The following is a 21098-nucleotide window of genomic DNA, read 5'->3' as shown; positions in this document are numbered from 1 at the left end:
ACTCTTGGATCAGCGTGGCTTGCCGCCGGCACCTAGGATCTCGGGCGCCAAGTGCACGACTCGCGCTTCCTTCTCCCACTGGTAGAAGCCATCCCTGTTTATGGATTGTCCGGTCGTGCGCGCACACGTCCAGGCAAGCCGCACGCCGATCGCGTGTACGCTTCACGCGCGCATCGCGCCTGGCTGCGCGGACGAGTCATTGCAGCATGTATCGCGCGATATGGGCTGGCGCCGCGTGAAAGGCTCGGCGGATGGTGCTGGTTCCTTGAGCACACCTCGCAATGGCCATACCGATTTCGCAGCCCGCGCATCCGGTACGAGCGACGAGCAGCCATCCATCGGGGGTTTCTTTCGCTTGCCTGCCCGCTCATCTGTTGGAGGTATGGCGGTTTTCTCAGGCGCTCGTAATGGCGGCAGGCCAATGAGGGAGACGGCGGCGTCATGACGCGCACGCCATCCCGGCGGCGCACGCTGGCGCCGCCGGGTGGGAGAGATACTAGAGGTCGAGCACCAGGCGTTGACTCTTGGCGCGCGAGCAGCACACCATCATCGAGCGGTTGCCGGCGCGCTGGGCCTGGGTCAGCACCTCGTCGCGGTGGTCCACTTCGCCTTCGAGCACGGCCACTTCGCAGCAGCCGCAGATGCCGGCCTCGCACGAGGAGTCGACCGCGATGCCATTGCTGGCCAGGACCTGCAGTACGGTGGCGTCGGGCGGCACCTGCAGCTCGATGCCGCTGCGCGCCAGCGCGACGCAGAAGCCTTCGCCGCCGCTCGGCGGCGCCACGGCGGCGCCGAAGCGCTCGAGGTGGACGGTGTCGGGCGCGCAGGCTGCGGTGGCGGCCTCGTACGCGCCCAGCATCGGGCCCGGGCCGCAGCAGTAGAAGTGGGCGCCGGCCGGCGCCCCGGCCACGATGGCCGCCATGTCCAGCACCGCCCCCGCTTCCTCGTCCAGGTGCAGGCGCACGCGGTCGCCGAAGCGCGCCAGCTCGGGCAGGAAGGCCAGGTCGGCGCGGGTGCGGCTGGCGTACCACAGCTCGAACGAGGCGCCGAGCGCCGTCAGGCGTTCGGCCATGCACAGGATCGGCGTGATGCCGATGCCGCCTGCGATCAGGACGCTGTGTCCGGCCTGTTCGGCCAGCGGGAAGTGGTTGCGCGGTCCGGACAGGTCGAGCAGGGCGCCGACCCGCAGCGTCTCGTGCATATAGCGCGAGCCGCCGCGGCTGTTCGGGTCGCGCTTGACGCCGACCAGGTAGCGCTCGGGCGACGGCGCTGCCTGCAGCAGCGAATACGAGCGCGTGATGCCGTTGGCCAGGTGCAGGTCGACGTGGGCGCCGGCCTCGGCCGCCGGCAGCGCGCCGCCCTCGGGACGCACGAATTCGTACACCAGGATGTCGCGGGTCGCGTAGCGTACCGACTCCAGGCGCACCTGCAGCCGTGGCTGGCCGGCCGGGGAAGCGGGGACGGCGCCCACGTCAGGCTCCGGCCGCGCGCACGGCCACGCGCATCGCGCCGATGCCCGCGATCTCGCAGTCCATCACGTCGCCCGGCAGCACCTGGCCGACGCCGGCGCAGGTGCCGCTCATGATGATGTCGCCCGGGTACAGGGTGTAGTAGCTCGAGGCCCAGGCGATCTGCTCGGCCAGTCCGATGATCATCTCGGCCGTGTTGGCCTGCTGGCGCAGCGCACCGTTGACGCACAGGCGGATGTCCAGCTTTTCGGCGTCGGGCACTTCGTCGGCCGTCACCAGCCAGGGGCCGAGCACCGCGTAGCTGTCGACCGACTTGCGCAGCGAGCGGTCCTCGGGCCCGCGCACGGTCATGTCGAGCGCGATCGCGTAGCCGGCCACGTGGGCCAGCGCATCCTCGACCGGTACATTGGCCGCGGTCTTGCCGATCACCACGCCGAGCTCCATCTCGTGGTGCGACAGGCGCTCGGGAAAGCGCAAGGCCACGCCCCCGGCCTGGCCGACCAGCGCGCTGGACGCCTTCAGGAACAGGCCCTGCTCGCGCACCGCGCCCTTGTAGCGGTCGGTGAAGGTGGCCTGGTCGGCGTTCGCCTCGGCCACGTGGTCGGCATAGTTGACCGGAACCCCGATGATCTTGCCCGGGTTGGCCACCGGGCTCAGGAAGCGGGCCTCGGCCACCGGGATCGAGGGCGCGTCCGGCGCCAGGCGCGCGATCTCGGCGCGCAGCGTGTCGAGGTGGGCCACCAGCAGGTCGCCCGGGGCAGCAGGGTAGGTCGCGCGCGGCAGCGCTGCCAGCGCGGCGCTCACGTCATGGACCCGGCCGTCGACGACGACGCCCAGCTGTTGTTCGTTGTACCAGCAGATTTTCATGGTGATGCCTTTCAGTGAAACGTGTCAGGCGGCGGCCTGGATCTCTTCGGTCAGCAGGCCCAGGCGGCGCAGCACGTCGGCGTCGGAGACGATGAACAGGCGCGCCTCGGTGTCGGCCTGGTGGCTGGCCCAGTTATGCTGCGGCAGGGTGAAGGTGTCGCGCGGGCCCCAGGCGATGACCTGGTCGCCGACGCGGGTCTCGCCCCGTCCCTCGACCACGGTGCAAACCAGGTTGGCGTTGGTGCGGACAGGCAGCGTGCGCACCCCGGCGTCGAGCTGCATCATCGCGGTATCGAGTATGGGCATGGCGCCGGCGCCGCTCAAGGGATTGACGTAGCGCACCCGGCGCGCGCCGTCGGGCGAACGCGGGGCATGGTGCAGGGCGCGCACCGCGTCCGCGTACGGATAGCGGAACACCGGCGAGTGGTCGCGCCGGCCGTCGACCACCTCGGGGACGATATTGGGGGAAGCGAAAGCCGCATCCGGCATGGTGACGGGCGCCTCGCCGATCGGCCCCGGCTGGAACACGATGCTGCCCAGGTGCTGGTGCAGCGGCACGTCCAGCACGTCGAGCCAGACCACCGGCTGGTCGCCGTCGTGGCGGTGTTCATGCCAGCACATGCCGGGCGTGAGCACCAGGTCGCCGAACTGCATCGGGCAGGCCTTGCCGTCGACCAGGGTGACCGCGCCGCCGCCTTCGAGCAGAAAGCGCAGCGCGTTCATGGTGTGGCGGTGCGGACGCGCGGTTTCGCCCGGCAGCAGGCACTGCAGGGCGGCCAGCACGCTGCCGCAGGTATATTCGTCGGCCAGCGACGCGGCGTGCGGGCTGAGCATCTGCAAGACACGTCGCTGCACCGCGGCCGGCGAGGTTTCGCGCAAAGCAAGCTCGACCAGCGGACGGGTATCCTGCCAGCGCCAGATGTGGGCGCTGGCAGGCGGCGGCGGCGGCTTGTGCGCGTTCGGGCTGTCCCACAGGGGGGCCAGGCGCGCCGCGTGCCACAGGGCGTACGGATCTGGATTGGACTGGTTCATGGGGCCCTCAGAGCTTGAACGATTCGAAGGTGCCGGGATGGAACAGGTCCTCGGGCGTGACGCGGCGCGAGGACAGGCCCTGGCGGTGGTGATGGTCGAAGAATTTTTCCAGCACGTGGCGGTTCTCGTCGACGCCGTAGGACCAGAAATCCTCGCCCATCAGGTCGCGCGCCTCCTTCAGGCGCTCCTCGGCAAAGGGCAGGGTGATCTTGGTGGCCGAGGTCTCGCTCAGGTGTTCCAGCGCCACCTGCTTGGACTGGTTGAAGGCCTTGAACACGGCGCCCGGCAGCCATGGATGACGCTCGGCCAGCGAACGCCGCACGCCCAGGATGTGCATGATCGGGAAGATACGGGTGCGGCGGAAGTAATCCTTGGCGGCGGCGACCGGGTCCGGGAACAGCCAGCCGATGTCGGCAGTGCCGGGCGCCACGTCGGGCGCGCGCGGGGCGACGTAGGCGTCGATCTCGCCCTTGGCCAGCAGGCTCGAGATCGTTTCGCCCTCGGGCGCGTCTTCCAGGCGCACGTCGGGCGGCAGCGCCAGCTTGATCTTCTCGGGACGGCCCGCGTGCGAGATCCCGCCGCGCACCCAGGTCACGTCGGACGGCGCGATGCCATAGTCGTCCTGCAGGATCGAGCGCACCCAGACGTTGGCCGTCAGCTGGTATTCGGGCAGGCCGATGCGGCAGCCGCGCAGGTCTTCGGGGCGCTTGATGCGGTCGGTGCGCACGTAGATGGCCGTGTGGCGGAAGGCGCGCGACAGGAAGACCGGCACGCCGACATAGGGCAGGGTGCCGGCGGCGGCCTTGACCGTGGAACTCGACAGCGACAGCTCGCAGATATCGAATTCCTCGGCGCGGAAGGCGCGGAAAAAGATTTCCTCCGGCGACAGCGTCATGAAGACCGGGTCGACGCCATCGATCTGGACGGCGCCATCGATCAGGGGGCGGCAACGGTCGTAGTTTCCGATAGCCACGGAGAGCTGCAGTTTGTTCATGTGTTTCCTTGACGTTGAGGCATGCCCTATTTTTTGTGATCGTGGCCGGCGGAGCAACGCGAAAAGCATCATTTCAGCTATGCCGCCGCGGCATGAATGCTTTCCGCCCCGTATGGGGGCCGGGATCGCGCGCGGGCGCCGCGGCGGCGCACAGTGGTCGGGCCACAACCGCCCGTGTTACCATTTTTCCTTCCCAGTTACCGAGCCAATCCATGTCCATGATCGATCGTCCCCGCCGTTCCGGAGAACACCGTACCAGCGCCGCCTCGCGCGAGCGCATCCTCGACGCCGCCTTCGAGGTCATCCGCGACGAGGGCTATAGTGGTGCGACGATGGCGAAGGTGGCCAAGAAGGCCGAGCTGCCGGTGGGGAGCGTGTACTGGCACTTCGAGAACAAGGACATGCTGCTCGCGGCGATGATCGACACCAGCTATGCGCGCTGGCATGCCCAGGTCGCGACCGCCCACCAGCCCGGCGAGGGCGAGGCGTTCGCCGCGCACATCGCGCGCGTGTTCGGCGCCGACCCCGACCGCCAGTACGATGCGGCCGACTTCTGGCGCCTGGGGGTCATCCTGAGCGTGGAAAAGTCGGTGCGCGAGCAGGTCGCGCGCGAGCGCTTCCTCAGGATCCGCCAGTTGCAGCGCGCCGAGTTCGCCTCATGGTGGCGCAAGACACTGCCGCCGGCACTGGTGGCGCACGATCCCGAGCTGCCCGAGCGCCTCAGCGGCTTTGCCCTGGCCCTGCAGGACGGGAATGCGATCGCCGGCGCCTCGGGCGAAGCGATCAAGGCCTTCCGCCCGATGCTGGCCGCCAGCCTGGTCTACCTGGTGGAGCAGGCGGCCGCCGCCATTGGCGCGGCGGCCGGGGCGGCTGGCAAGCGCCGCAAGAGCCCGGCGGCGTCCAGCACGGGCGGGGCGGGCGCGGTGCAAAAAGCCTGAGCGCGCGGCATCGCGCCGACGCCGCGCTGCGCAAAAATAAAATATTGATTCTAGAACGAGTATTCAGCTAATATGCGTTGACTACCCTGCCGGCAAGCGCCGCGGCACCCGAGGAAATCGCGCCGGGCCCCATTCTTTGCGCAGGGAGCAACCGAATCTGATGCTCAATGGAGGAAGACGTGGCAATTCTGACCGAAGACAATACCAGCAAGCGAATCAAGACCCGGAACTGGGACATCCACTACCATGAGGCCGGCAGCGGCCATCCGCTGGTACTGGTGCATGGCGGCGGCCCCGGCGCCTCGGCCTGGAGCAACTACAACCCCAACATCGCCAAGCTCGCCGAGAAGTACCGCGTGCTGGCGGTCGACCTGCCGGGCTGGGGAAAATCGCAGGCGGTCCATTACGAGCAGCGCGACAACAGCGGCGCGCTGGCCGAATTCCTCGAGGCGCTCGGCATCGACCGCGCCGCCTTCGTGGGCAATTCGATGGGCGGTTCCTCGTGCATCCGGCTCGCTTATGAACGCCCCGAACTGGTGTCGCACCTGATCACGATGGGTTCCTCGGCCGGCGTGCCGGGCATCTTCGACCCCGCCGGCCTGAGCGAAGGCGTCAAGGCCCTCGAGGCGGCCTACTTCAACCCGTCGATCGAGACCATGCGCAAGTTCGTCGAAGGCATGGCCTTCGACACCCGCCACGTCACCGACGAACTGCTGGCCGAGCGCGTCAAGGCCACGCTGGCGCGCCCCGACCACATCGAAGGCTGGAAGAGCGGCCATGGCAAGCCGATGGTCAGGCTCGACCCGCAGCGCGTCGCCACCATCGCCGCGCCGACCCTGCTGATGCACGGCCGCGACGACCGCACCGTGCACTTCAACTCGGCGCTGGTGCTGGCGCGCACGATCCCGAACTCGCGCGCCTACATCGTCAACCGCTGCGGCCATTGGGTCCAGCTCGAGCACACCGACGAATTCAACCGCGTCATCGACTCCTTCATCGAAGGAAATTCGACGGCCGCCTGAGGCCACCGCAGCCCGGACCGCCTGGTCCGGCATGAACCAATATTCCAGAGCCTTGGCTCAATAAATTTGGAGACAGCGAATGATCAAATCGCTTGCCTATCTTGGTGTGCGTTCCCCCGATTACCGCGAATGGGAGCGCTTCGGCCCGGAGGTGCTGGGCCTGCAGGTCGCCGGGCACGGCCCGGACGGCGCGGTCCGCTTGCGGCTGGACGAAGCCTCGCACCGGATCGCGATTCATCCGGGCGAACGCAATGCGGTCGCCTACATCGGCTGGAGCGTGCAGGACGAAGCGGGCGGCAAGGCGGTCGCCGACCGTGTCGCGGCCCACGGCATCGCGGTGAGCCGCGCCAGCCTTGACGAATGCGCCGATCGCAAGGTCGAGGGCTTCTTCTGGTTTCGCGACCCGTCGGGATTCCGTCACGAGCTGAGCTGGGGCCAGTTCCATACCGTGGCGGCCTTCCATCCGGGCCGCGCCATCTCGGGCTTTCGTACCGCGGAGCAGGGCCTGGGTCACGTGGTGCTGGCCGTGAACGACCTGGAACAGGGCGACCGCTTCTACCGCGAGGTGATGGGCTTTCATCCATCCGACATCGTGCGCGACGGGCCGCTGGTGGCGCACTTCTACCACATCAACGGGCGCCACCACTCGCTCGCGATCAGCGCCCTGCCTACCCGCGAAGTGGCTTTCCTGCACCTGATGATCGAAGTGAAGGACCTGGACGACGTCGGCACCGCGCACGACATCTGCGAACGGCGCGAGATCCCGATCACCACCACGCTCGGCAAGCACAGCAACGATCACATGGTCTCGTTCTATATGTACACGCCATCGGGATTTCGCCTCGAGTACGGCTGGGGCGGACTGGACGTCGACCATGACCTGTGGATGCCGCGCACCTACGACAAGCCGAGCAGCTGGGGGCACCGCCGCCAGCACGCGGAACTGACCGCCCTGAAGGTGGACGAAGCGCCGCGCTGACGCCACGGCCTGGCCCCCATCGCATCCATCGCCAAACAATAGAAGACACCGCTTTAGAGGAGTGCACCATGCATCCGGTACGAGAAACCATCATTGGCAACATTGCCAGCTTCGCCAAGGAAGAAGTCCCCAGCATCGAACTGGGCCGCGTGACCGACGAGGGCGCGCGCCTGATCCGCGACAGCGGCCTGGTGCGCATGCTGCAGCCGAAGCAGTACGGCGGCTACGAGGCCGACCCACGCGAGTTCTACCAGTCCGTGATCGACCTGGCTTCCAACGCCTCGTCGCTCGGCTGGGTCGGCTCGGTGGTGGGCGTGCATCCCTTCCAGTTCGGCCAGGGCGACCCGCGCATGCAGGAAGAAGTCTGGGGCCAGGACCACGATACCTGGACCGCGTCGCCGTACGCCCCGATCGGCCGCGCGCGCCGCGTCGACGGCGGCTACATCCTGAACGGCCAGTGGCCGTTTTCATCGGGGACCGACCACTGCACGTGGGCCGTGCTGGGCGTGCTGGCCGAGCAGGACGGCGGCCCGGCCGGCGAGTTCACGCGCCTGATGCACTTCGTGCTGCCGCGCGCCGACTACCAGATCCTGCAGGATTCCTGGAACGTGATGGGCCTGCAGGGAACGGGCAGCAAGGACGTGCTGGTCGACGAGGTCTTCGTGCCCGACTACCGCACCTATGACGTGCAGACGCTGAACGACTGCGTGTATGCCGAGCGCCACCGTCCGGACAGCGCGCTGTACCGGATCCCGTTCGACCTGTTCTTCCCGGGCGCGATCTCGGCCGCTACGCTCGGCATCGCCGCCGGGGTGGTGAACCACTTCGCCGAATACACGGGCAGCCGCGTCACCCGCATGGGTGTCAAGCAGACCCAGAACCCTTACCACATGGCCTCGCTCGGCGCCGCCCTGGCCGACATCGACGCCTCCTGCCAGCACATCATGAACGAGATCGGCGAGATCTACAAGCTGGTGCAGGCCGGCGGAAAGGTGACCAAGGAGATGAAGTACAAGGCACGCGTGAACCAGGTACGGGCCGTGCGCCGCGCCGCCGAGGCGGCCGCCGAAGTGTTCAAGCACGCCGGCGGCAATGCCAGCCGCGTCACCAATCCGATCCAGCGCACCTGGCGCGACCTCTCGGTGGCCATGGGACACGCCTGCAACGTCGACGATCCGGTGTACGCCGCATACGCCGGTTCGCTGTACGGCCTGCCGATCCCGCGCGGCGTGGTCATCTGATCCGGCGAAGGCCTCATGGACCAGTATTTCCTGCATCAGGTCGAGGCCGACGTCGCGCGTGCGCTCGCCGAGGATGTCGGCAGCGGTGACCTGACGGCGGCCCTGGTAGCGCACCGGCGAACGGCGCGCGCGACGATCGTCTGCCGCGAGGACGCCGTCATCTGCGGCCGGCCCTGGGTCATGGAGACGCTCCGGCAGGCCGCCCCCGGCGCGCGCGTGAACTGGCACGTCGACGAGGGCGGGCGCTGCCGCGCCAACCAGCCGGTGGCCGAGATCAGCGGCGACGCGCGCGCCTTGTTGACGGCCGAACGCACCTGCCTGAACTTCCTGCAAACCCTGAGCGCGGTCGCCACCAGCACCGCGCGCCACGTGCAGGCCGCGGCCGGCACCTCGGCGCGTATCCTCGATACGCGCAAGACCATTCCGGGACTGCGCGTCGCACAGAAATATGCGGTGCGCTGCGGGGGCGGGTACAACCATCGCATGGGCCTGCATGACGCCATCCTGATCAAGGAAAACCACATCAGCGCGGCCGGCGGCGTGGCAGCGGCCTATCGCGCGGCCCTGCAGTACGCCGACCGGGCCAGCTTCATCCAGGTCGAGGTCGAGACCCTGGCGCAGCTCGAGGAGGCGCTGGCGGCCGGGGTGACGATGGTGCTGCTCGATAATATGCCGCTGGAGCACATCCGCCTGGCGGTACGGATGGCGGCGGGCCGCTGCAGCCTGGAGGTCTCGGGCGGCGTGACCCTCGAGCGCTTGCCCGAGCTTGCCGCTACCGGGGTCGACCGCATTTCGGTGGGCGCCCTGGTCAAGGATATCCGGGCCATCGACCTGTCGATGCGTTTCGACGCCGCGCCACCGGTCGGCGCGAGCGTTGCGGCGGCGCCCGGCTGAATGGACGGCGCGTGAACCTGTCCGTACTGGTCGCGCTGATGGTGATGGCGCACACGGCGTTCGCGGGTGGCCGCGTCGTGCTGACGCTGGCCGCGATCCGGCTCGGCGGCACGCCGTTCGAGGTCGGCCTGGTGGTCGGCCTCCTGGCGCTGGTGCCGATGTGCCTGTCCGTGCATGCCGGACGCTGGGCCGATCGCAGCGGCGCCGCCAGGCCGGCGCTGGCCGCCTTGCTGATGCTCGGCGCGGCGCTGCTGCTGGCGATGCTCCCGATGCTGGCCGGCCTGGGCCTGAGCGCGATTCTGCTGGGCAGCGGTTTCATGCTGCTGCATCTCGCGATTCACAGCGCGGTGGCCAAGGGCCTGCCTCCCGAAGAGCGCGCACGCGCCTTCTCGATGCTGGCGCTCGGGAACTCGGCCTCGACGACCGCCGGCCCCATCGCCGCCGGATTCCTGATTGATCTGGCGGGAACCGCCTGGACCTTCCTCGCCCTGTCGGTCCTGCCCATGCTGGCCCTGATGCTGCTCGCCAAGGTGCGCGCGGCGCTGGCCGCCATTCCGGTTGCGGCGCCGGCGGCGGGCAAGGCCCGCGCCGCCGACCTGCTGCGCCATGCACCGCTGCGCGCGGTCCTCATCGTGAGCGCCTTGCTGTCGATGGGCTGGGACCTGTTGGCCTTCATGATGCCGATGCACGGCGACCGGATCGGCCTGTCCGCCTCGGCGATCGGCCTTGTCATGGGCGTCTTCGGAGGCGGCACATTCGTCATCCGGCTCTTCATTCCCCGGCTGGCGCGCCACTTTTCGGAGTGGCAGGTACTTGCAGGCACGCTGGCGCTCACCGCGGCGGTGTACGCGGTGTTTCCGTTCTTTTCGACCCTGAAGCCATTGCTGGCCCTGGCCTTCGCGCTCGGCCTGGCGCTCGGCTGCGCCTTCCCGATGATCATGAGCGCCATCGCGCACACGGCGCCGGCGGGTCGCAGCGGCGAAGCGATCGGTATTCGCTCGATGCTGATCAATGCGAGCCAGACCCTGTTGCCGGTGACGCTCGGTGCGCTGGGATCGGCGGGCGGAACACGGCTGGCGTTCTGGGTGATTGCGGCAATGCTCGGCGCCGGCATGGTGTTCGCGGCCGGACGCCATGGGAAACCATCCGGCGCGCAGTGAATCGCCCAATTTTCGTGGAGGCCGGTCCGTGTGGTCCGGCCGCTGCGCCTCGAGTCGACGGTTGACCCGGTCGAGCGGGCGTGGGCCTTCGCATCCGGGGACGTGGTGCGCACGACCTCGCCGCGCATGACGCCGCGCAGGCCGCCAGTGCGCATCAGCCGCTCCACCGTGCAGCGCACCACGTCGGGACCCGCACGGCGCAGCTGGCGCCACATTTTCTCCGCGCGCCATGCGCACGGCCAGCGGGGAACCCTCGCTGGCCGTGCGCATGGCGCGCCCGATGAGAACAGGTCTGCAGTGCGCACCAGGACGCGTGCGGGAACCGGTATGGCCGGACGCATCACCGGCGCGACGGGGCGAACCGGCAGTGATCGCGCGACTCACCCGGTGGCAACCTGCGTGGCGGCGACGCCGATACCCACGGGCCGGATCCCACCAGGAAATGCTTCGCTGCTTACTCGGCCGTTCGGATGCCTGGACTGCGCGGGACGGCGGGACGGATGACATGCGCGCCCGTGCGTGTCCTACGTTCGCACGCGACGCCAGCGTCCATCATGCTGAGATACGATGATACCGGAGGTCGATGTGGTACGAATACCTGAACGGCGGCGCACGAGGGACCGGCGCGGCGAGCCTGCGCTCGATGCGCATGGTCTGCTGATCGGGCAGATCGCCTGTCCAGCATATTGTTGTACTCCGAACGGGGCCGTACGGTACGCCAACGGTTCCGCCAGGCGCCTGTGGGGCGCCGGGCCCGATCCGGACGAGGATGGGCGGTGGGACGGCTTCACCGCGCTGTACGGCGCGGATGGCAGCGCGCTCGCCAGACCGGCGTCGCCTGCCGCGCTGGCGGCGCGCACCGGTCTGGCCCAGCCGCCCGCCGAACTGCTGGCCGAGTCTGCAGATGGAAGCAAGCGCTGCGTGGTAATCCATGCGCGACCGGTCCTCGCCGCCGATGGCGCCACCGCTGGCGTGTTGTGCTCGCTGACGGACATCAGCGAGCAACGGCGCCTCGAAGACGAGGTGAAGCTCGTGCGCGATAGCCGGGCCGGTTTTCTGCACGTCCTGGCGCATGAGTTGCGCAATCCGCTGGCACCGGTCATGGCGGCCGCCACGCTCTTGCAACGCCAGGCCGGCGCCCCGAACATCGATCGCATGGCCAGCGTGATCGCGCGCCAGACCAGAAAGCTGGCGCGCTTCGTCGACGACCTGCTCGTAGGCTCCCGCATCGAACAGGCCTGCGACATGCCGGTGTCGATGCGCGCAACGAACGTGGACGAGGTGTTGGCGCACGCATGCGACGTGGTCGGTTGCGTCCTGAACGAACGCGGCCAGACGCTCAGCGTGGAGATCGGCCATGCGGAAAAAGGGCATGGCGCCGTGCTCTGGTGCGATCCCGAGCGGCTGGCGCAGGCGCTCGGCGGCGCACTGCTCAACGCCAGCCAGTTTTCCGATGACGGCGCCACGATTTCACTGGCGGTCGCGGTCGATGGCGTCTTCCTCGAACTGCTGGTGAGCGACCATGGGATCGGCGTCGAGGAAGCCGAACTGTCGCTGTTGTTCGAGCCGTTTCGCAAGTTCGCCATGCATCCCGGCCGCGCTGAGTCGGGAGCGGGACTCGGCCTGGCGATCGCGCGTAGCGTGAGCCGGGCGCATGGCGGTACGGTGTCGGCCCACAGCGACGGGCGAGGGCAGGGCATGCGCCTGAAATTCGTGTTGCCGGTGGTGATGGACGCGACGGTGGGCTGAGCCGAACCGGGCGCCAGCCGGGGCGCGTGCCAACGGTGCGCCCGACGACAGGCAATGCGCGTAGGCTGGGAATGCCGGTCACCAGACTCTGGGAGCGAATATGATGACGCACGAACCCGCGAACACGTTTCGTGGCCTGCCCCTGACCTCGGAGCAGGACAGCGAGATCAGGCACTACATTCATTCAAGAGAGCGCAGCTGCCTGCCCTGGGACACACCCGAACTGCAGGCGATGCTTGCCGACATGCTCGACCCGCCAGAGATCGACCAGGAAGATCGCCATTCGCTCTCGGACAGCATGGGCATGGAGCGGGCGGCAGTCGTCCTCGATGGCGGGAAAGACCTGGACAGGGCCGATCCTTATCCCGAATCGTGATACGTTGCCTGTTACCCTGTCGCACCGGTCGCGTGCCCGGGCGAGTCGTGGTCAGGCTTCAATGATCAAGAGTCGACCAACGGCACCGGCGGGATGTCATCGCATGGCGCGCATTCCTGATCAGTCTTGTGCGCAGCACTCCCCTGGCCCGCATGCGCTGGCGATGACGAAGAGCGAATCTGGCTTCAGCCGGGCCGGGCTGGTCCTGCTCGAGGATAGTTGCTGCGCCAATGCTGGTGCGGGAATGACCAGAAGCGCGAGCCGCACGAAGAAAGCGGGCGTTTCAATGAATATGCGCAACGCGCCTGTCGTCGATCCACTTGCGCGCATTGTCGAAGGAATTGCTGACGGCTTCTTCGACGGTCAGGAAACCCTTGGTCCCAGTCGCCTGATGGTGGCAAAGGGGAAAGGTGGCATGCTCGTTTTCATAGATCGTGAAAATGGCCATGAAGCGCCGGCGGATCGTCTCGACCGGATTCGCCACGATGGTATAGCCTTTGTAATGCGCTTTTGATTCGGCGTGCATGGGATGCTCCTTGGTCAGGAAACCACATTAGCACGATACCGGGTACCCGCTTCATCTAGCAAAAAATATAATTTTTACGCTCGCCGCGATGGGTGCTAGACTGCCTGATGCGTACCCGTATCGACTGCCTGAATGCCATATTGATCGATGCCATTCTGAGCAACTATTGCTCACGAAATGTCCGATCAGCTGCCGACGCGCTGGCCCGGAATCATATCTCCCTGGAGGTAGCGCTGCGCGTGCTGACCCAGCCATGGCGACGGCGCGCCGCTGCTACCGCGATCCCGATTGTCGGGCGACGGGCGCCCGACCGAGTCATTTGCAGGCTGCGCGAGGGCGTATCCGCGCCGACGGACTTTACTGGAAAAGACAGCGCATGGTTCACGGTGAACGCTTCAACAGCATCACCCATGCCGTCGGGGCGGTGGCCTCCGCCCTGAGCGGGGTGCTGCTGGTGGTCGTGGCGGCGCGCAGCAGCGACGCCTGGAAGATCGTCAGCTGCAGCATCTATGCGGCCATGCTGCTGCTCCTCTACCTGACCTCCACCCTGTACCACAGCATGCGCGGCGCGACCAAGGACGTGTTGCGCAAGATGGACCATTGCGCCATCTACCTCTTGATTGCAGGTACGTACACGCCATTTACGCTGGTGACGCTGCGCGGGACCATTGGCTGGACGATGTTCGGCGTGGTCTGGGCCCTGGCCGTGCTGGGCATCGTGCAGGAACTCTGGCGCGCCAGGCGAGGACGCGTCCTGTCGCTTGCCATCTACCTGGTGATGGGCTGGCTCGCCGTCTTCTGTATCCGGCCGCTGGTCGAGGCGCTCGGTCGCGCGGGCTTTGCCTGGCTGGTGGCGGGCGGCCTGTTCTATACGGCTGGCATCGTCTTTTATGCCACCGACCACAAGGTGCGCCACGGTCACGGGATCTGGCATCTGTTCGTCCTGGCCGGCAGTATCTGCCATTACATTGCCGTGCTGGTGCATGTCGCATGAATCCGAACCACAGCGGCCCTTCGGCGCCCGAGGTCGGCCACGGCGCCACGGCGCGCGAATCCCTCGCGGCGGTGCAGGACGGCATGCTCATGCGGCGCCACGAAAAGCGCTGGTTCCCTGGTAGCGCGGCGCGTATGATGAACCTGACAGGTGTTTGAAACACCTGCAAGCATCATGCCGAACTCGCCAGGCGCCGCGTGCGGCCCAAGCATGTGCCGGCGCACGTGATCGCACGCATAGTTGGGCCATTCGGCCTTTCTGCGCCGGCAGCGCGGGGCAGTCGGTCCCGGAGGCGAATTGTCCGTCCTCACCGGACGATCAATGTCGCGCAGCCAGGGCTGCGGACAGAACGCAAGCGGAGAGAGACCGATGACACGCATGAGCGAACTGTATCCAGACACGGAAGCGAGTCGATTGCGTGCCTTGCTCACCATGTCGCGTGATTTGATGCAAGTCGACCAGCCCGCCGCCGCGCTGGCGCTGGCGGGCCGTGCATTGGCGGAACTCGCCGACATCGACGCCGCCTTGCTGCTGGTTCGCGGACAGGTCAACGAGTGTATCGGCTTCGACCACAAGGGCAGGCCGAGCAAGGCGGCGTGCAGCCACGACTGGTACCGCATGGCGCTGGAACGGCTGGACGGCGGGTCGGGCAAGGGGGGAATGGCGGACGGGCGCACGATGCTGTTGGGTGTGCCGACCCGGGAGGCAATGGCCGTGATCGTCGCCGGCTGGCGCAGCGATGCCGCGCCCGAGACATGGGAAGGTCGCGCCCGCCTGCTCGGCACGATTCTTGAGTTGTCCGTCGCAACGCTTGGCAGGATTTCGGCGCGCACGTCGCTCGAGACCCTGGTGTCGGTCCAGCAGGAGCAGATGGCGGGCATTGCCCTGGCACATGCCGACGAGCTGGCGCGTCGCGATGAATCCGAAAGCGCGGTGCGCGCCCTGGCCCTGACCGATGTCCTGACCGGCTTGAACAACCGGCGCGGTTTCTTTGTCCAGGCCGAGCAAATGTTCAAGCTGGCCCGGCGCAAGCGTGCCGGCTGCGCTGTGATCTATGCCGACATCGACGGCCTGAAGCTGGTGAACGATCAGCTTGGCCATGCCGCCGGCGATCAGCTGATCCAGGACGCGGCAAGCGTGTTGCGCCAGTCCTTGCGCGACAGCGATGTGCTGGCGCGCTGCGGGGGTGATGAGTTCGTCGCGTTCACGCTCGACGATGCGCATCCGCGTGTGGTCCTGGCGCGGCTTCAGGACAACCTGCGCGCGTTCAACCTGATGCAGGAACGCACTTACCTGCTAGCGGTGAGTGCCGGCGCGGTGCAATGTGATCCGGGCAAGAGTACGGCGCTGCTCGACTATGTGCAGTTGGCCGACCGTGAAATGTACTTGCACAAGCGCAGCTGCCTGCATTAAACGAAGTGAACCGCCCCGCCTTGTGCGGAGTCCACGACGATGGCGGGCAGGGCAGCGCGGAAGATCGTATCGACGTCGCGACCCATAGCGGCTGCACACCTGGTATGGCAGTGAGCGCTCGATGGTGGGCGAGTCACGACCGTCGAGTGCTTGCTGCGTAGCGTATCCGGAGCCGCCAACAGCGCGCATTGACAGCGCCAAGAGTATCGTGGCCGGTCCGCCTTTCGGTCGGCGACGATGACAGCGGCGGCCACGGCGAAAAAGTGTGCGTCGCAGCACCGCGCTGCCTGGCGCCAGAAGTCTTCAGGCAGTCGCGGAATGCATCAGTGAAGCGGTGTTCCCGATGCCCGGGCGATGGTGTCGCTCGTGGTTCGGCGCCACTTCGGCGACGCGCGGCAGCGGCCGGATCGTCCGTCAAGGCCGACGGCACCCTGGTCGCCTATTGCGCCAGTGCGAACCGGCTGTTCCGAGCCGGGGCCGGGATGGCGATCCACCACAAAATCCGTGGTCGTCCGCAGATTTCCTCCCGACCAGCATCCGCACTCACATGGCTTGTGTCGCCCTGTCGTCCGAAGTCGCGCCAAGCGACGCCTCGATCATGCTTTCCACGGCGTGATCGGCCACGGGTTCCGCTTCCCGCCCCCATTCACGATACTCGACCAGCGACGGAATGCGCTCCAGCGCCCCCAGCGGCTCGATACCCATGGTCGCCAGCTGGGCCAACAGCTCGGCCAGCACTGTCTTCCGTTGCAGCGACCAGGTCGACGCGAAACAGCGCCAGAAAACCCATCCGGCACGTTCCAGCACCCGCTGGCGCCCCATATCCGCCGCCCACCGATCCGGCCCGTGGAACTCGTCGCCATCGAGCTCGATCGCCAGGCGCCGGTCATCCGCACCCTCGACGACCATATCGATGCGGTAGCCCGCGGCAGGCACTTGCGGAATGACCCGGTAGCCGCGGTCGAACAATTCGCTATAAACGTCGCGCTCGAAACCGGACTCGCAGAGCGCGACGAGGCTGCCGGCTTCGTCATTGCCCTCCACCGGCCTGGCAAAATGTTCGACCAGCGTGCGCCGCAGGTCGAGCGTGGACAGCTGTTCCAGGCGAACCGAGCGCACCAGATACATCCGGTCGCGTGCACGGGATGCGGCCACGTTGAAGCGCTGATCGTACTGAAGGCCGGACAAGGCGTAATGATTCTTGCTGTCGGCAACCATGCTCAGGAACACAATGTCGCGCTCACTTCCTTGGAAGATGCGCGCATCGCCGCAGGCGAAGTTGCGGCGCGCGAGCTCGGCTGCGTCGCAGCGCGAACGCACCAGCTTGTCGATCCATTGGGCCTGCTCGGGTCCGAGCAGGGAGACCACGCCGAGCGTGCGGCTACGCATTGCCGGGTTGCGCACGATCGCTTCGATTTCCGCCGCGATGAATTCCGCTTCGGGTGGATTCTGGGACTTGGCTGTCCGATAGCCGTTGGCGACGAAGACGTCGATCAGCGGCGGGTCGAGTCGTTCCGACGCCTTCGGGATGCGCAGCGGCTGGATGAAATCCTTGTAGAAGACGCGGTTGCTGTAGGCGATGATCGGCTGCACGCAGCGAAAGTGCTCGCGCAGCATGACCCTCGAGGCTGCGAAGACGGCGGACGCGATGTCATACAGCGACATGTCGGCAGTCAGCACCGCTTCGAACGGCTGGCCGGCCAGGAAGCGCCGGCGCAGGTCGGCGATCTTCGCCGCCGACACGAATCCGGCCTCGGGCGACACCTGCTTGTCGTCACCCACGACCAGGATCTGCTTGCCGCGCAGGACTGCCGGCAAGGCCCACAGGTCGGACTGGCTCGCTTCGTCCACGATGACCAGGTCGAAGGCGCCGAGCGTGGCCGGCAGCGACTCCGACACGCGGGAGTGGCTCATGATCCAGCAGGGGACGGCCGCCTGCGCGTCCACCATCGCCTGCTGGGCGTCACGGCGGTAGCGCGCGGCATTGACGCCAGTACCCTTGCCGATCTTGCGCATTGCGATGCGGTAGGTTTCAAGCGCCGTCAGGACGTGCTGGCCGGCCTGGCGCCGGGTGGCGAGCCAGGCCGATTTCGACACCAGCACCTCGTACAGCCGGGCGAGGCCGGCCTCGAGGTCGCGCCGGCGCCCCGCCAGGTCGCGCATCTCGTCGCGATCGTCGATGGCGTCCAGGTGGGTCTTCAGGCGTGCCCAGGTCCATGCATCGCGCCAGCGCACCGGGAAGACCGCATCGTCGCCAACGGCGTCGGCCGGCACCGAGCGCACGCGCGCGGCCAGCCGCGCGGCGCCGCGGCGCTCGATGTCGCCGGCCAGCTCGAGCACGCTGGACAGGGCGGGCGCCAGCGCTTCGAGGCGCCGAATCTCGGCAAGGATGTCGGCATAGTCGGCGACGACGTTTTCAGCAGGCAGGTCGGCATTGCCCAGTCCGCGTTCGACCAGGTCCCGCAGCTGTTCCGACACGGGACCGCCGGTGCCCGCCAGTGTTTCGCGCAAGCCGTCCAGGTCCGTCATCGCCTGCCCCAGTTCGGCGCGGGTGAGATGGCGGCGCACATGTTCGCGCACGCGTGCAAGCCCGGCATGCCGCCCCAGCAGATCGCTGCGTGGCACCTCGGCAAACACCTGTTCGGCCAGGACCGGCAGTGTCAGGTCGTGCGTCGTCGCCAGCAGGTGTGCCCGGCGTGCGGCGAGCGCGATCTGTTCGACGGTTCGCAACTGGTCGAGGTCCGCCTGGAGCAGGGGCAGGCAGAGCAGTTCGGCGAACGCGTTCCAGCGCACCACGAAGGACTGCAGGCGCGTATGCAGCGCGGCGTAGCGCTGCACGTGCGTCCAGTCCTCGCTCGTTGCTGGTGCGAGGCCGGCGACGCGGATGGCGCCGACCTGCTGCTTGATATCGCCGACGCCAAAGGCCAGCAAGCCGAATGGCTTGCCGGACTGGGCGCCGCGTGCGATGGCGTCGAGCGCCTTTGGATGTTCGAGTGCCCCGCGCGGCGCGGTCACTGGCCGCTGCATGAACTCGGAGCGGGCCTGCAAGAGGGCGTCCATTTCCGGGAGCAGCGCCTCGAACGAGCCGCGTTCGGTGGCGAAGTCGGCGCGCCGGCATTTCTCGCGCAGGGCGAACACCCATTCCCATCCGGACTCCTCGAGTTCGCGCACCTGCGCCGCCGCCAGGTCCAGCGTGGCCAGCAACTGGCGCGCCGGCCCGGCGATTTCCGGCATCGCGGCGCGTAGCGGGAGCAGCACGCCGGCCGCCTCGTCGCGTTCCAGATCGCCTACCGCCTGCAGCATGTCGTGCAGGCGTCCGACTTCTGCCGGTTGGGGCAGCGCCCCGGACGCCGGGAACCTCGCATGGCAGTAGACGAGGTCGCCGCCCAGGCGGCGGCGGAGATCGCGCAGCCGCATGCCGGCCTCGTCGCCGAATGGCGGTGCATGTTCCTCGGCCAGCGACAACTGGTCGTCGAACCAGCCGAATTGCGCCCGGCCGTGGATGACCAGCTCGGCCATTTTGTGCGCGCGCATCGGCACGCCGTCAATGTCGATCTCGTTCAGATGCGCGCGTGCGATGTCGTCGATACGGGTGTCGATCCGCGCCCTCTCCCCATGGGCGCGGTCGAGGGCGGCGCGGCAGGTGGCGATGGCTTCTTCCTCGACCTGCGGATTGAGGTGGGTGAGGGTGTGGATGATCGCCTCGATCGATGCCTGGAACTGACGCATGCCTTCCTTGTCGCCGGAAAGCAGCGCCACGCTCAAGGGACGGATCGATTCTGGAATCTTTTTCTGGAGTACCTTCAGGGCGGGTTCGCCCTTGGAGGTCACCAGGATGCGCTTTCCCAATGCCAGGTAGTGGCTGATGATGTTGGCGATCGTATGGGTCTTGCCGGTGCCGGGTGGGCCCTGGACCGCGACCCCCGGGGAGCGTGCGAGCTGCTGGACGATCGTTTCCTGTTCGCGGTTGTAGGGCAGAGGGAAGTAGAGTTCGCGTGCTTCGCCGCGGGCATCCGCGCGGCCGGACAAGCCGCGAAAGGCGATGGCCTGGTGCTCGATCACGGCCTCGCCTGGCGCCGTGACGATGCCGAGCGGACCGTCGGGAAGCGCATCGCCGGCCACGACGCGCGCCTTCAGGCGCGCGATATCGTCGATCAGGAAATGGCTGGCGCGCGGACGGGTGAACACGACCCACCCGTTCGTCACCACGAGTTCGTCGCCCGCGGCCGGCGCGCTGGCGGCAGCGCGGTCATGGCGCGCCGACGCGGCAAGGTTGCCGGCGACCAGGCTCAGGATCGGTTCGAAGGTCGTTGCATCGAAAGGAGAGACGGTCGCGTCCAAACGCTCACGCAACAAGGCGAGGGCGGCGCGCTCGACATCGCCAATGCCGGGCACGGCGCAAGCGGCGAAGGCATCGAACTCCAGGCGCGGCTCGGTTTGTCGCGGACGCAGGGCGATCGCATGACTCACGCTGTCGATCTCGAGCTCCACGGCCTGGGTGATCAAGGGGTAATCGAACTCGGCGTACGCCGGTGAGCCGGACTGCCCGGCGCCCGGGATGCGCCACGACGACACGCCCATTCCCCAGACCAGTTCGGTAGGTCGCACCGCCTCTTCGGATTCCAGGCGCGTCTTCAGCGCGAACAGCTCCGCATACAGGGTCATGACCTTGCGGCGCGGTCGTTCACGTACGGCCCAGTCGTTCCATTGCTGGGTGTAGGCCTCGAGCACTCGACTGACCCGTGCGCGGCGTTGCTCGTCGCGCCGCCCGGCTTCTTCTTCACCCACGACGTGGGCGTCCTCATTCCGGGCGCTCGCGAGCGCCGTTTCCTTCACCTCGGGAGGGCGGGCCGCGGGGTCGTCGCTGAACGTCAGGAACGCAGCGAGGTCCGGCTCGGGCAGCGCCGGAGCGCGCGTGGCCTCGAGGCGGTGCACGCGCATCCAGATCGGCTCGCCATCGGTTTCTATATTGAAGTCGACCCAGGGCAGGGCCTCCAGGTCGGCGTAGGTCTTCTTGAACTCGGTAGCCTTCGACAATGTAAAAGCCGCCGGATCGATGTCTTTGGCTTGCTCGACCAGGTAGTCGAGCAGCCCGCTCATGAGCTGGGCAGGGGATTGCATGTAGTGATTCGAGGGTGATCGGTGAGGTAGGCGGTCGCGGCCAGGACGGGCATGCGCTGCCGCGGGCGGTGTGTTCTCGGCAGTTGATGCTCGATGGCATTGATTTCTATAACGGTGCGCTATATTAAACCGTTCTCAGCGGTTCAGTCGGCACACTATCGTGCTGCGATCGGGCGCGCCATGCCGTGGCCTGTGGTGACGGCCAGTGGTGCCGATCAATGGCGTTTCTGAAGAGACGATGCTGGCGGTACACAGGGCGCAAGGAAGGTGAATCTTTGCGCGAGCACGGCGGCAATGGTGTCGGCAGTCGGCTTGAACACCTG

17 protein-coding genes and 1 pseudogene are annotated in these 21098 nt (G+C 67.5%); 11 read left to right on the top strand and 7 right to left on the bottom strand.

Annotated features, from left to right (window positions below):
* Nucleotides 1–496: 496 nt before the first annotated feature.
* Genes AC56KW_RS05065 through AC56KW_RS05050 form a run of 4 tightly spaced genes read right to left on the bottom strand, consistent with a single transcriptional unit; the run spans nucleotide 497 to nucleotide 4362 of the window.
* Nucleotides 497–1471, bottom strand: a complete 975-nt coding sequence (locus tag AC56KW_RS05065; RefSeq protein ID WP_497169642.1) for a PDR/VanB family oxidoreductase — start codon at nucleotides 1469–1471, stop codon at nucleotides 497–499.
* Nucleotide 1472: 1 nt separating this feature from the next.
* Entirely contained in the window at nucleotides 1473–2336 is an 864-nt protein-coding gene (locus tag AC56KW_RS05060; protein WP_497169641.1) for a fumarylacetoacetate hydrolase family protein, read from the bottom strand.
* A gap of 24 nt (nucleotides 2337–2360) precedes the next feature.
* Nucleotides 2361–3368, bottom strand: coding sequence for a cupin domain-containing protein (locus tag AC56KW_RS05055; protein ID WP_497169640.1), 1008 nt, complete (start codon nucleotides 3366–3368; stop codon nucleotides 2361–2363).
* A gap of 7 nt (nucleotides 3369–3375) precedes the next feature.
* Complete coding sequence (locus tag AC56KW_RS05050; RefSeq protein ID WP_497169639.1) at nucleotides 3376–4362, bottom strand: substrate-binding domain-containing protein; 987 nt, start codon at nucleotides 4360–4362, stop codon at nucleotides 3376–3378.
* 212 nt (nucleotides 4363–4574) lie between these two features.
* Here AC56KW_RS05050 and AC56KW_RS05045 point away from each other — a divergent pair, with 212 nt between their 5' ends.
* The 6 genes from AC56KW_RS05045 to AC56KW_RS05020 all read left to right on the top strand — a co-directional run bounded on the left by AC56KW_RS05045 (nucleotide 4575) and on the right by AC56KW_RS05020 (nucleotide 10596).
* Nucleotides 4575–5300 (top strand): TetR/AcrR family transcriptional regulator, encoded by a 726-nt coding sequence (locus tag AC56KW_RS05045; RefSeq protein ID WP_497169638.1) that lies wholly within the window; start codon nucleotides 4575–4577, stop codon nucleotides 5298–5300.
* 179 nt (nucleotides 5301–5479) lie between these two features.
* Nucleotides 5480–6322, top strand: a complete 843-nt coding sequence (locus AC56KW_RS05040; RefSeq protein WP_497169637.1) for an alpha/beta fold hydrolase — start codon at nucleotides 5480–5482, stop codon at nucleotides 6320–6322.
* Between the two features lie 79 nt (nucleotides 6323–6401).
* Nucleotides 6402–7301 (top strand): VOC family protein, encoded by a 900-nt coding sequence (locus tag AC56KW_RS05035; RefSeq protein WP_497169636.1) that lies wholly within the window; start codon nucleotides 6402–6404, stop codon nucleotides 7299–7301.
* A gap of 68 nt (nucleotides 7302–7369) precedes the next feature.
* Nucleotides 7370–8542 (top strand): acyl-CoA dehydrogenase family protein, encoded by a 1173-nt coding sequence (locus AC56KW_RS05030; protein ID WP_497169635.1) that lies wholly within the window; start codon nucleotides 7370–7372, stop codon nucleotides 8540–8542.
* Between the two features lie 15 nt (nucleotides 8543–8557).
* Entirely contained in the window at nucleotides 8558–9436 is an 879-nt protein-coding gene (gene nadC / locus AC56KW_RS05025) for a carboxylating nicotinate-nucleotide diphosphorylase (protein WP_497169634.1), read from the top strand.
* A gap of 11 nt (nucleotides 9437–9447) precedes the next feature.
* The gene (locus AC56KW_RS05020; RefSeq protein WP_497169633.1) at nucleotides 9448–10596 is read left to right on the top strand and encodes an MFS transporter; all 1149 of its coding nucleotides are present in this window, start codon (nucleotides 9448–9450) and stop codon (nucleotides 10594–10596) included.
* 33 nt (nucleotides 10597–10629) lie between these two features.
* Here AC56KW_RS05020 and AC56KW_RS05015 read toward each other — a convergent pair.
* Nucleotides 10630–10820, bottom strand: a pseudogene (locus AC56KW_RS05015) (IS3 family transposase); the annotation flags it as partial.
* Between the two features lie 361 nt (nucleotides 10821–11181).
* Here AC56KW_RS05015 and AC56KW_RS05010 point away from each other — a divergent pair.
* Nucleotides 11182–12345 (top strand): sensor histidine kinase, encoded by a 1164-nt coding sequence (locus AC56KW_RS05010; protein ID WP_497169632.1) that lies wholly within the window; start codon nucleotides 11182–11184, stop codon nucleotides 12343–12345.
* A gap of 100 nt (nucleotides 12346–12445) precedes the next feature.
* Complete coding sequence (locus AC56KW_RS05005) at nucleotides 12446–12721, top strand: hypothetical protein (protein ID WP_497169631.1); 276 nt, start codon at nucleotides 12446–12448, stop codon at nucleotides 12719–12721.
* Between the two features lie 283 nt (nucleotides 12722–13004).
* Here the strand turns inward: AC56KW_RS05005 and AC56KW_RS05000 are convergent, their stop codons facing one another.
* Nucleotides 13005–13247, bottom strand: coding sequence for a DUF6566 family protein (locus tag AC56KW_RS05000; protein WP_497169630.1), 243 nt, complete (start codon nucleotides 13245–13247; stop codon nucleotides 13005–13007).
* Between the two features lie 376 nt (nucleotides 13248–13623).
* On the opposite strand from AC56KW_RS05000, the gene trhA reads away from it, so the two are divergent.
* The 3 genes from trhA (at nucleotide 13624) to AC56KW_RS04985 (ending at nucleotide 15654) form a co-directional block, all read left to right on the top strand.
* On the top strand, nucleotides 13624–14241 hold the full coding sequence (gene trhA / locus AC56KW_RS04995; RefSeq protein WP_497169629.1) for a PAQR family membrane homeostasis protein TrhA: 618 nt from the start codon (nucleotides 13624–13626) through the stop codon (nucleotides 14239–14241).
* Nucleotides 14238–14399: a hypothetical protein gene (locus AC56KW_RS04990; protein ID WP_497169628.1), complete on the top strand. Its 162-nt coding sequence runs from the start codon at nucleotides 14238–14240 to the stop codon at nucleotides 14397–14399. Before trhA ends, AC56KW_RS04990 begins: the two co-directional genes overlap by 4 nt.
* A 220-nt stretch (nucleotides 14400–14619) precedes the next feature.
* Entirely contained in the window at nucleotides 14620–15654 is a 1035-nt protein-coding gene (locus AC56KW_RS04985; RefSeq protein ID WP_497169627.1) for a GGDEF domain-containing protein, read from the top strand.
* A 543-nt stretch (nucleotides 15655–16197) separates the two neighbouring features.
* On the opposite strand, the gene AC56KW_RS04980 is transcribed toward AC56KW_RS04985, so the two are convergent.
* Complete coding sequence (locus tag AC56KW_RS04980) at nucleotides 16198–20775, bottom strand: PDDEXK-like endonuclease domain-containing protein (RefSeq protein ID WP_497169626.1); 4578 nt, start codon at nucleotides 20773–20775, stop codon at nucleotides 16198–16200.
* Nucleotides 20776–21098: the final 323 nt, after the last annotated feature.

Source organism: Telluria sp. RT2P19 (genome assembly GCF_059685725.1).
This window is presented reverse-complemented; position numbering and strand designations above follow the sequence as displayed.

What these genes read in the sequence shown, in the direction of transcription:
- AC56KW_RS05035 (WP_497169636.1), top strand. Translation starts at nt 6,402, where the DNA reads ATGATCAAATCGCTTGCCTATCTTGGTGTGCGTTCCCCCGATTACCGC.
- AC56KW_RS05005 (WP_497169631.1), top strand. Translation starts at nt 12,446, where the DNA reads ATGATGACGCACGAACCCGCGAACACGTTTCGTGGCCTGCCCCTGACC.
- AC56KW_RS05000 (WP_497169630.1), bottom strand. Translation starts at nt 13,247, where the DNA reads ATGCACGCCGAATCAAAAGCGCATTACAAAGGCTATACCATCGTGGCG.
- AC56KW_RS05055 (WP_497169640.1), bottom strand. Translation starts at nt 3,368, where the DNA reads ATGAACCAGTCCAATCCAGATCCGTACGCCCTGTGGCACGCGGCGCGC.
- AC56KW_RS04985 (WP_497169627.1), top strand. Translation starts at nt 14,620, where the DNA reads ATGAGCGAACTGTATCCAGACACGGAAGCGAGTCGATTGCGTGCCTTG.
- trhA (WP_497169629.1), top strand. Translation starts at nt 13,624, where the DNA reads ATGGTTCACGGTGAACGCTTCAACAGCATCACCCATGCCGTCGGGGCG.
- nadC (WP_497169634.1), top strand. Translation starts at nt 8,558, where the DNA reads ATGGACCAGTATTTCCTGCATCAGGTCGAGGCCGACGTCGCGCGTGCG.
- AC56KW_RS05030 (WP_497169635.1), top strand. Translation starts at nt 7,370, where the DNA reads ATGCATCCGGTACGAGAAACCATCATTGGCAACATTGCCAGCTTCGCC.
- AC56KW_RS04980 (WP_497169626.1), bottom strand. Translation starts at nt 20,775, where the DNA reads ATGCAATCCCCTGCCCAGCTCATGAGCGGGCTGCTCGACTACCTGGTC.
- AC56KW_RS05060 (WP_497169641.1), bottom strand. Translation starts at nt 2,336, where the DNA reads ATGAAAATCTGCTGGTACAACGAACAACAGCTGGGCGTCGTCGTCGAC.
- AC56KW_RS05045 (WP_497169638.1), top strand. Translation starts at nt 4,575, where the DNA reads ATGTCCATGATCGATCGTCCCCGCCGTTCCGGAGAACACCGTACCAGC.
- AC56KW_RS04990 (WP_497169628.1), top strand. Translation starts at nt 14,238, where the DNA reads ATGAATCCGAACCACAGCGGCCCTTCGGCGCCCGAGGTCGGCCACGGC.
- AC56KW_RS05050 (WP_497169639.1), bottom strand. Translation starts at nt 4,362, where the DNA reads ATGAACAAACTGCAGCTCTCCGTGGCTATCGGAAACTACGACCGTTGC.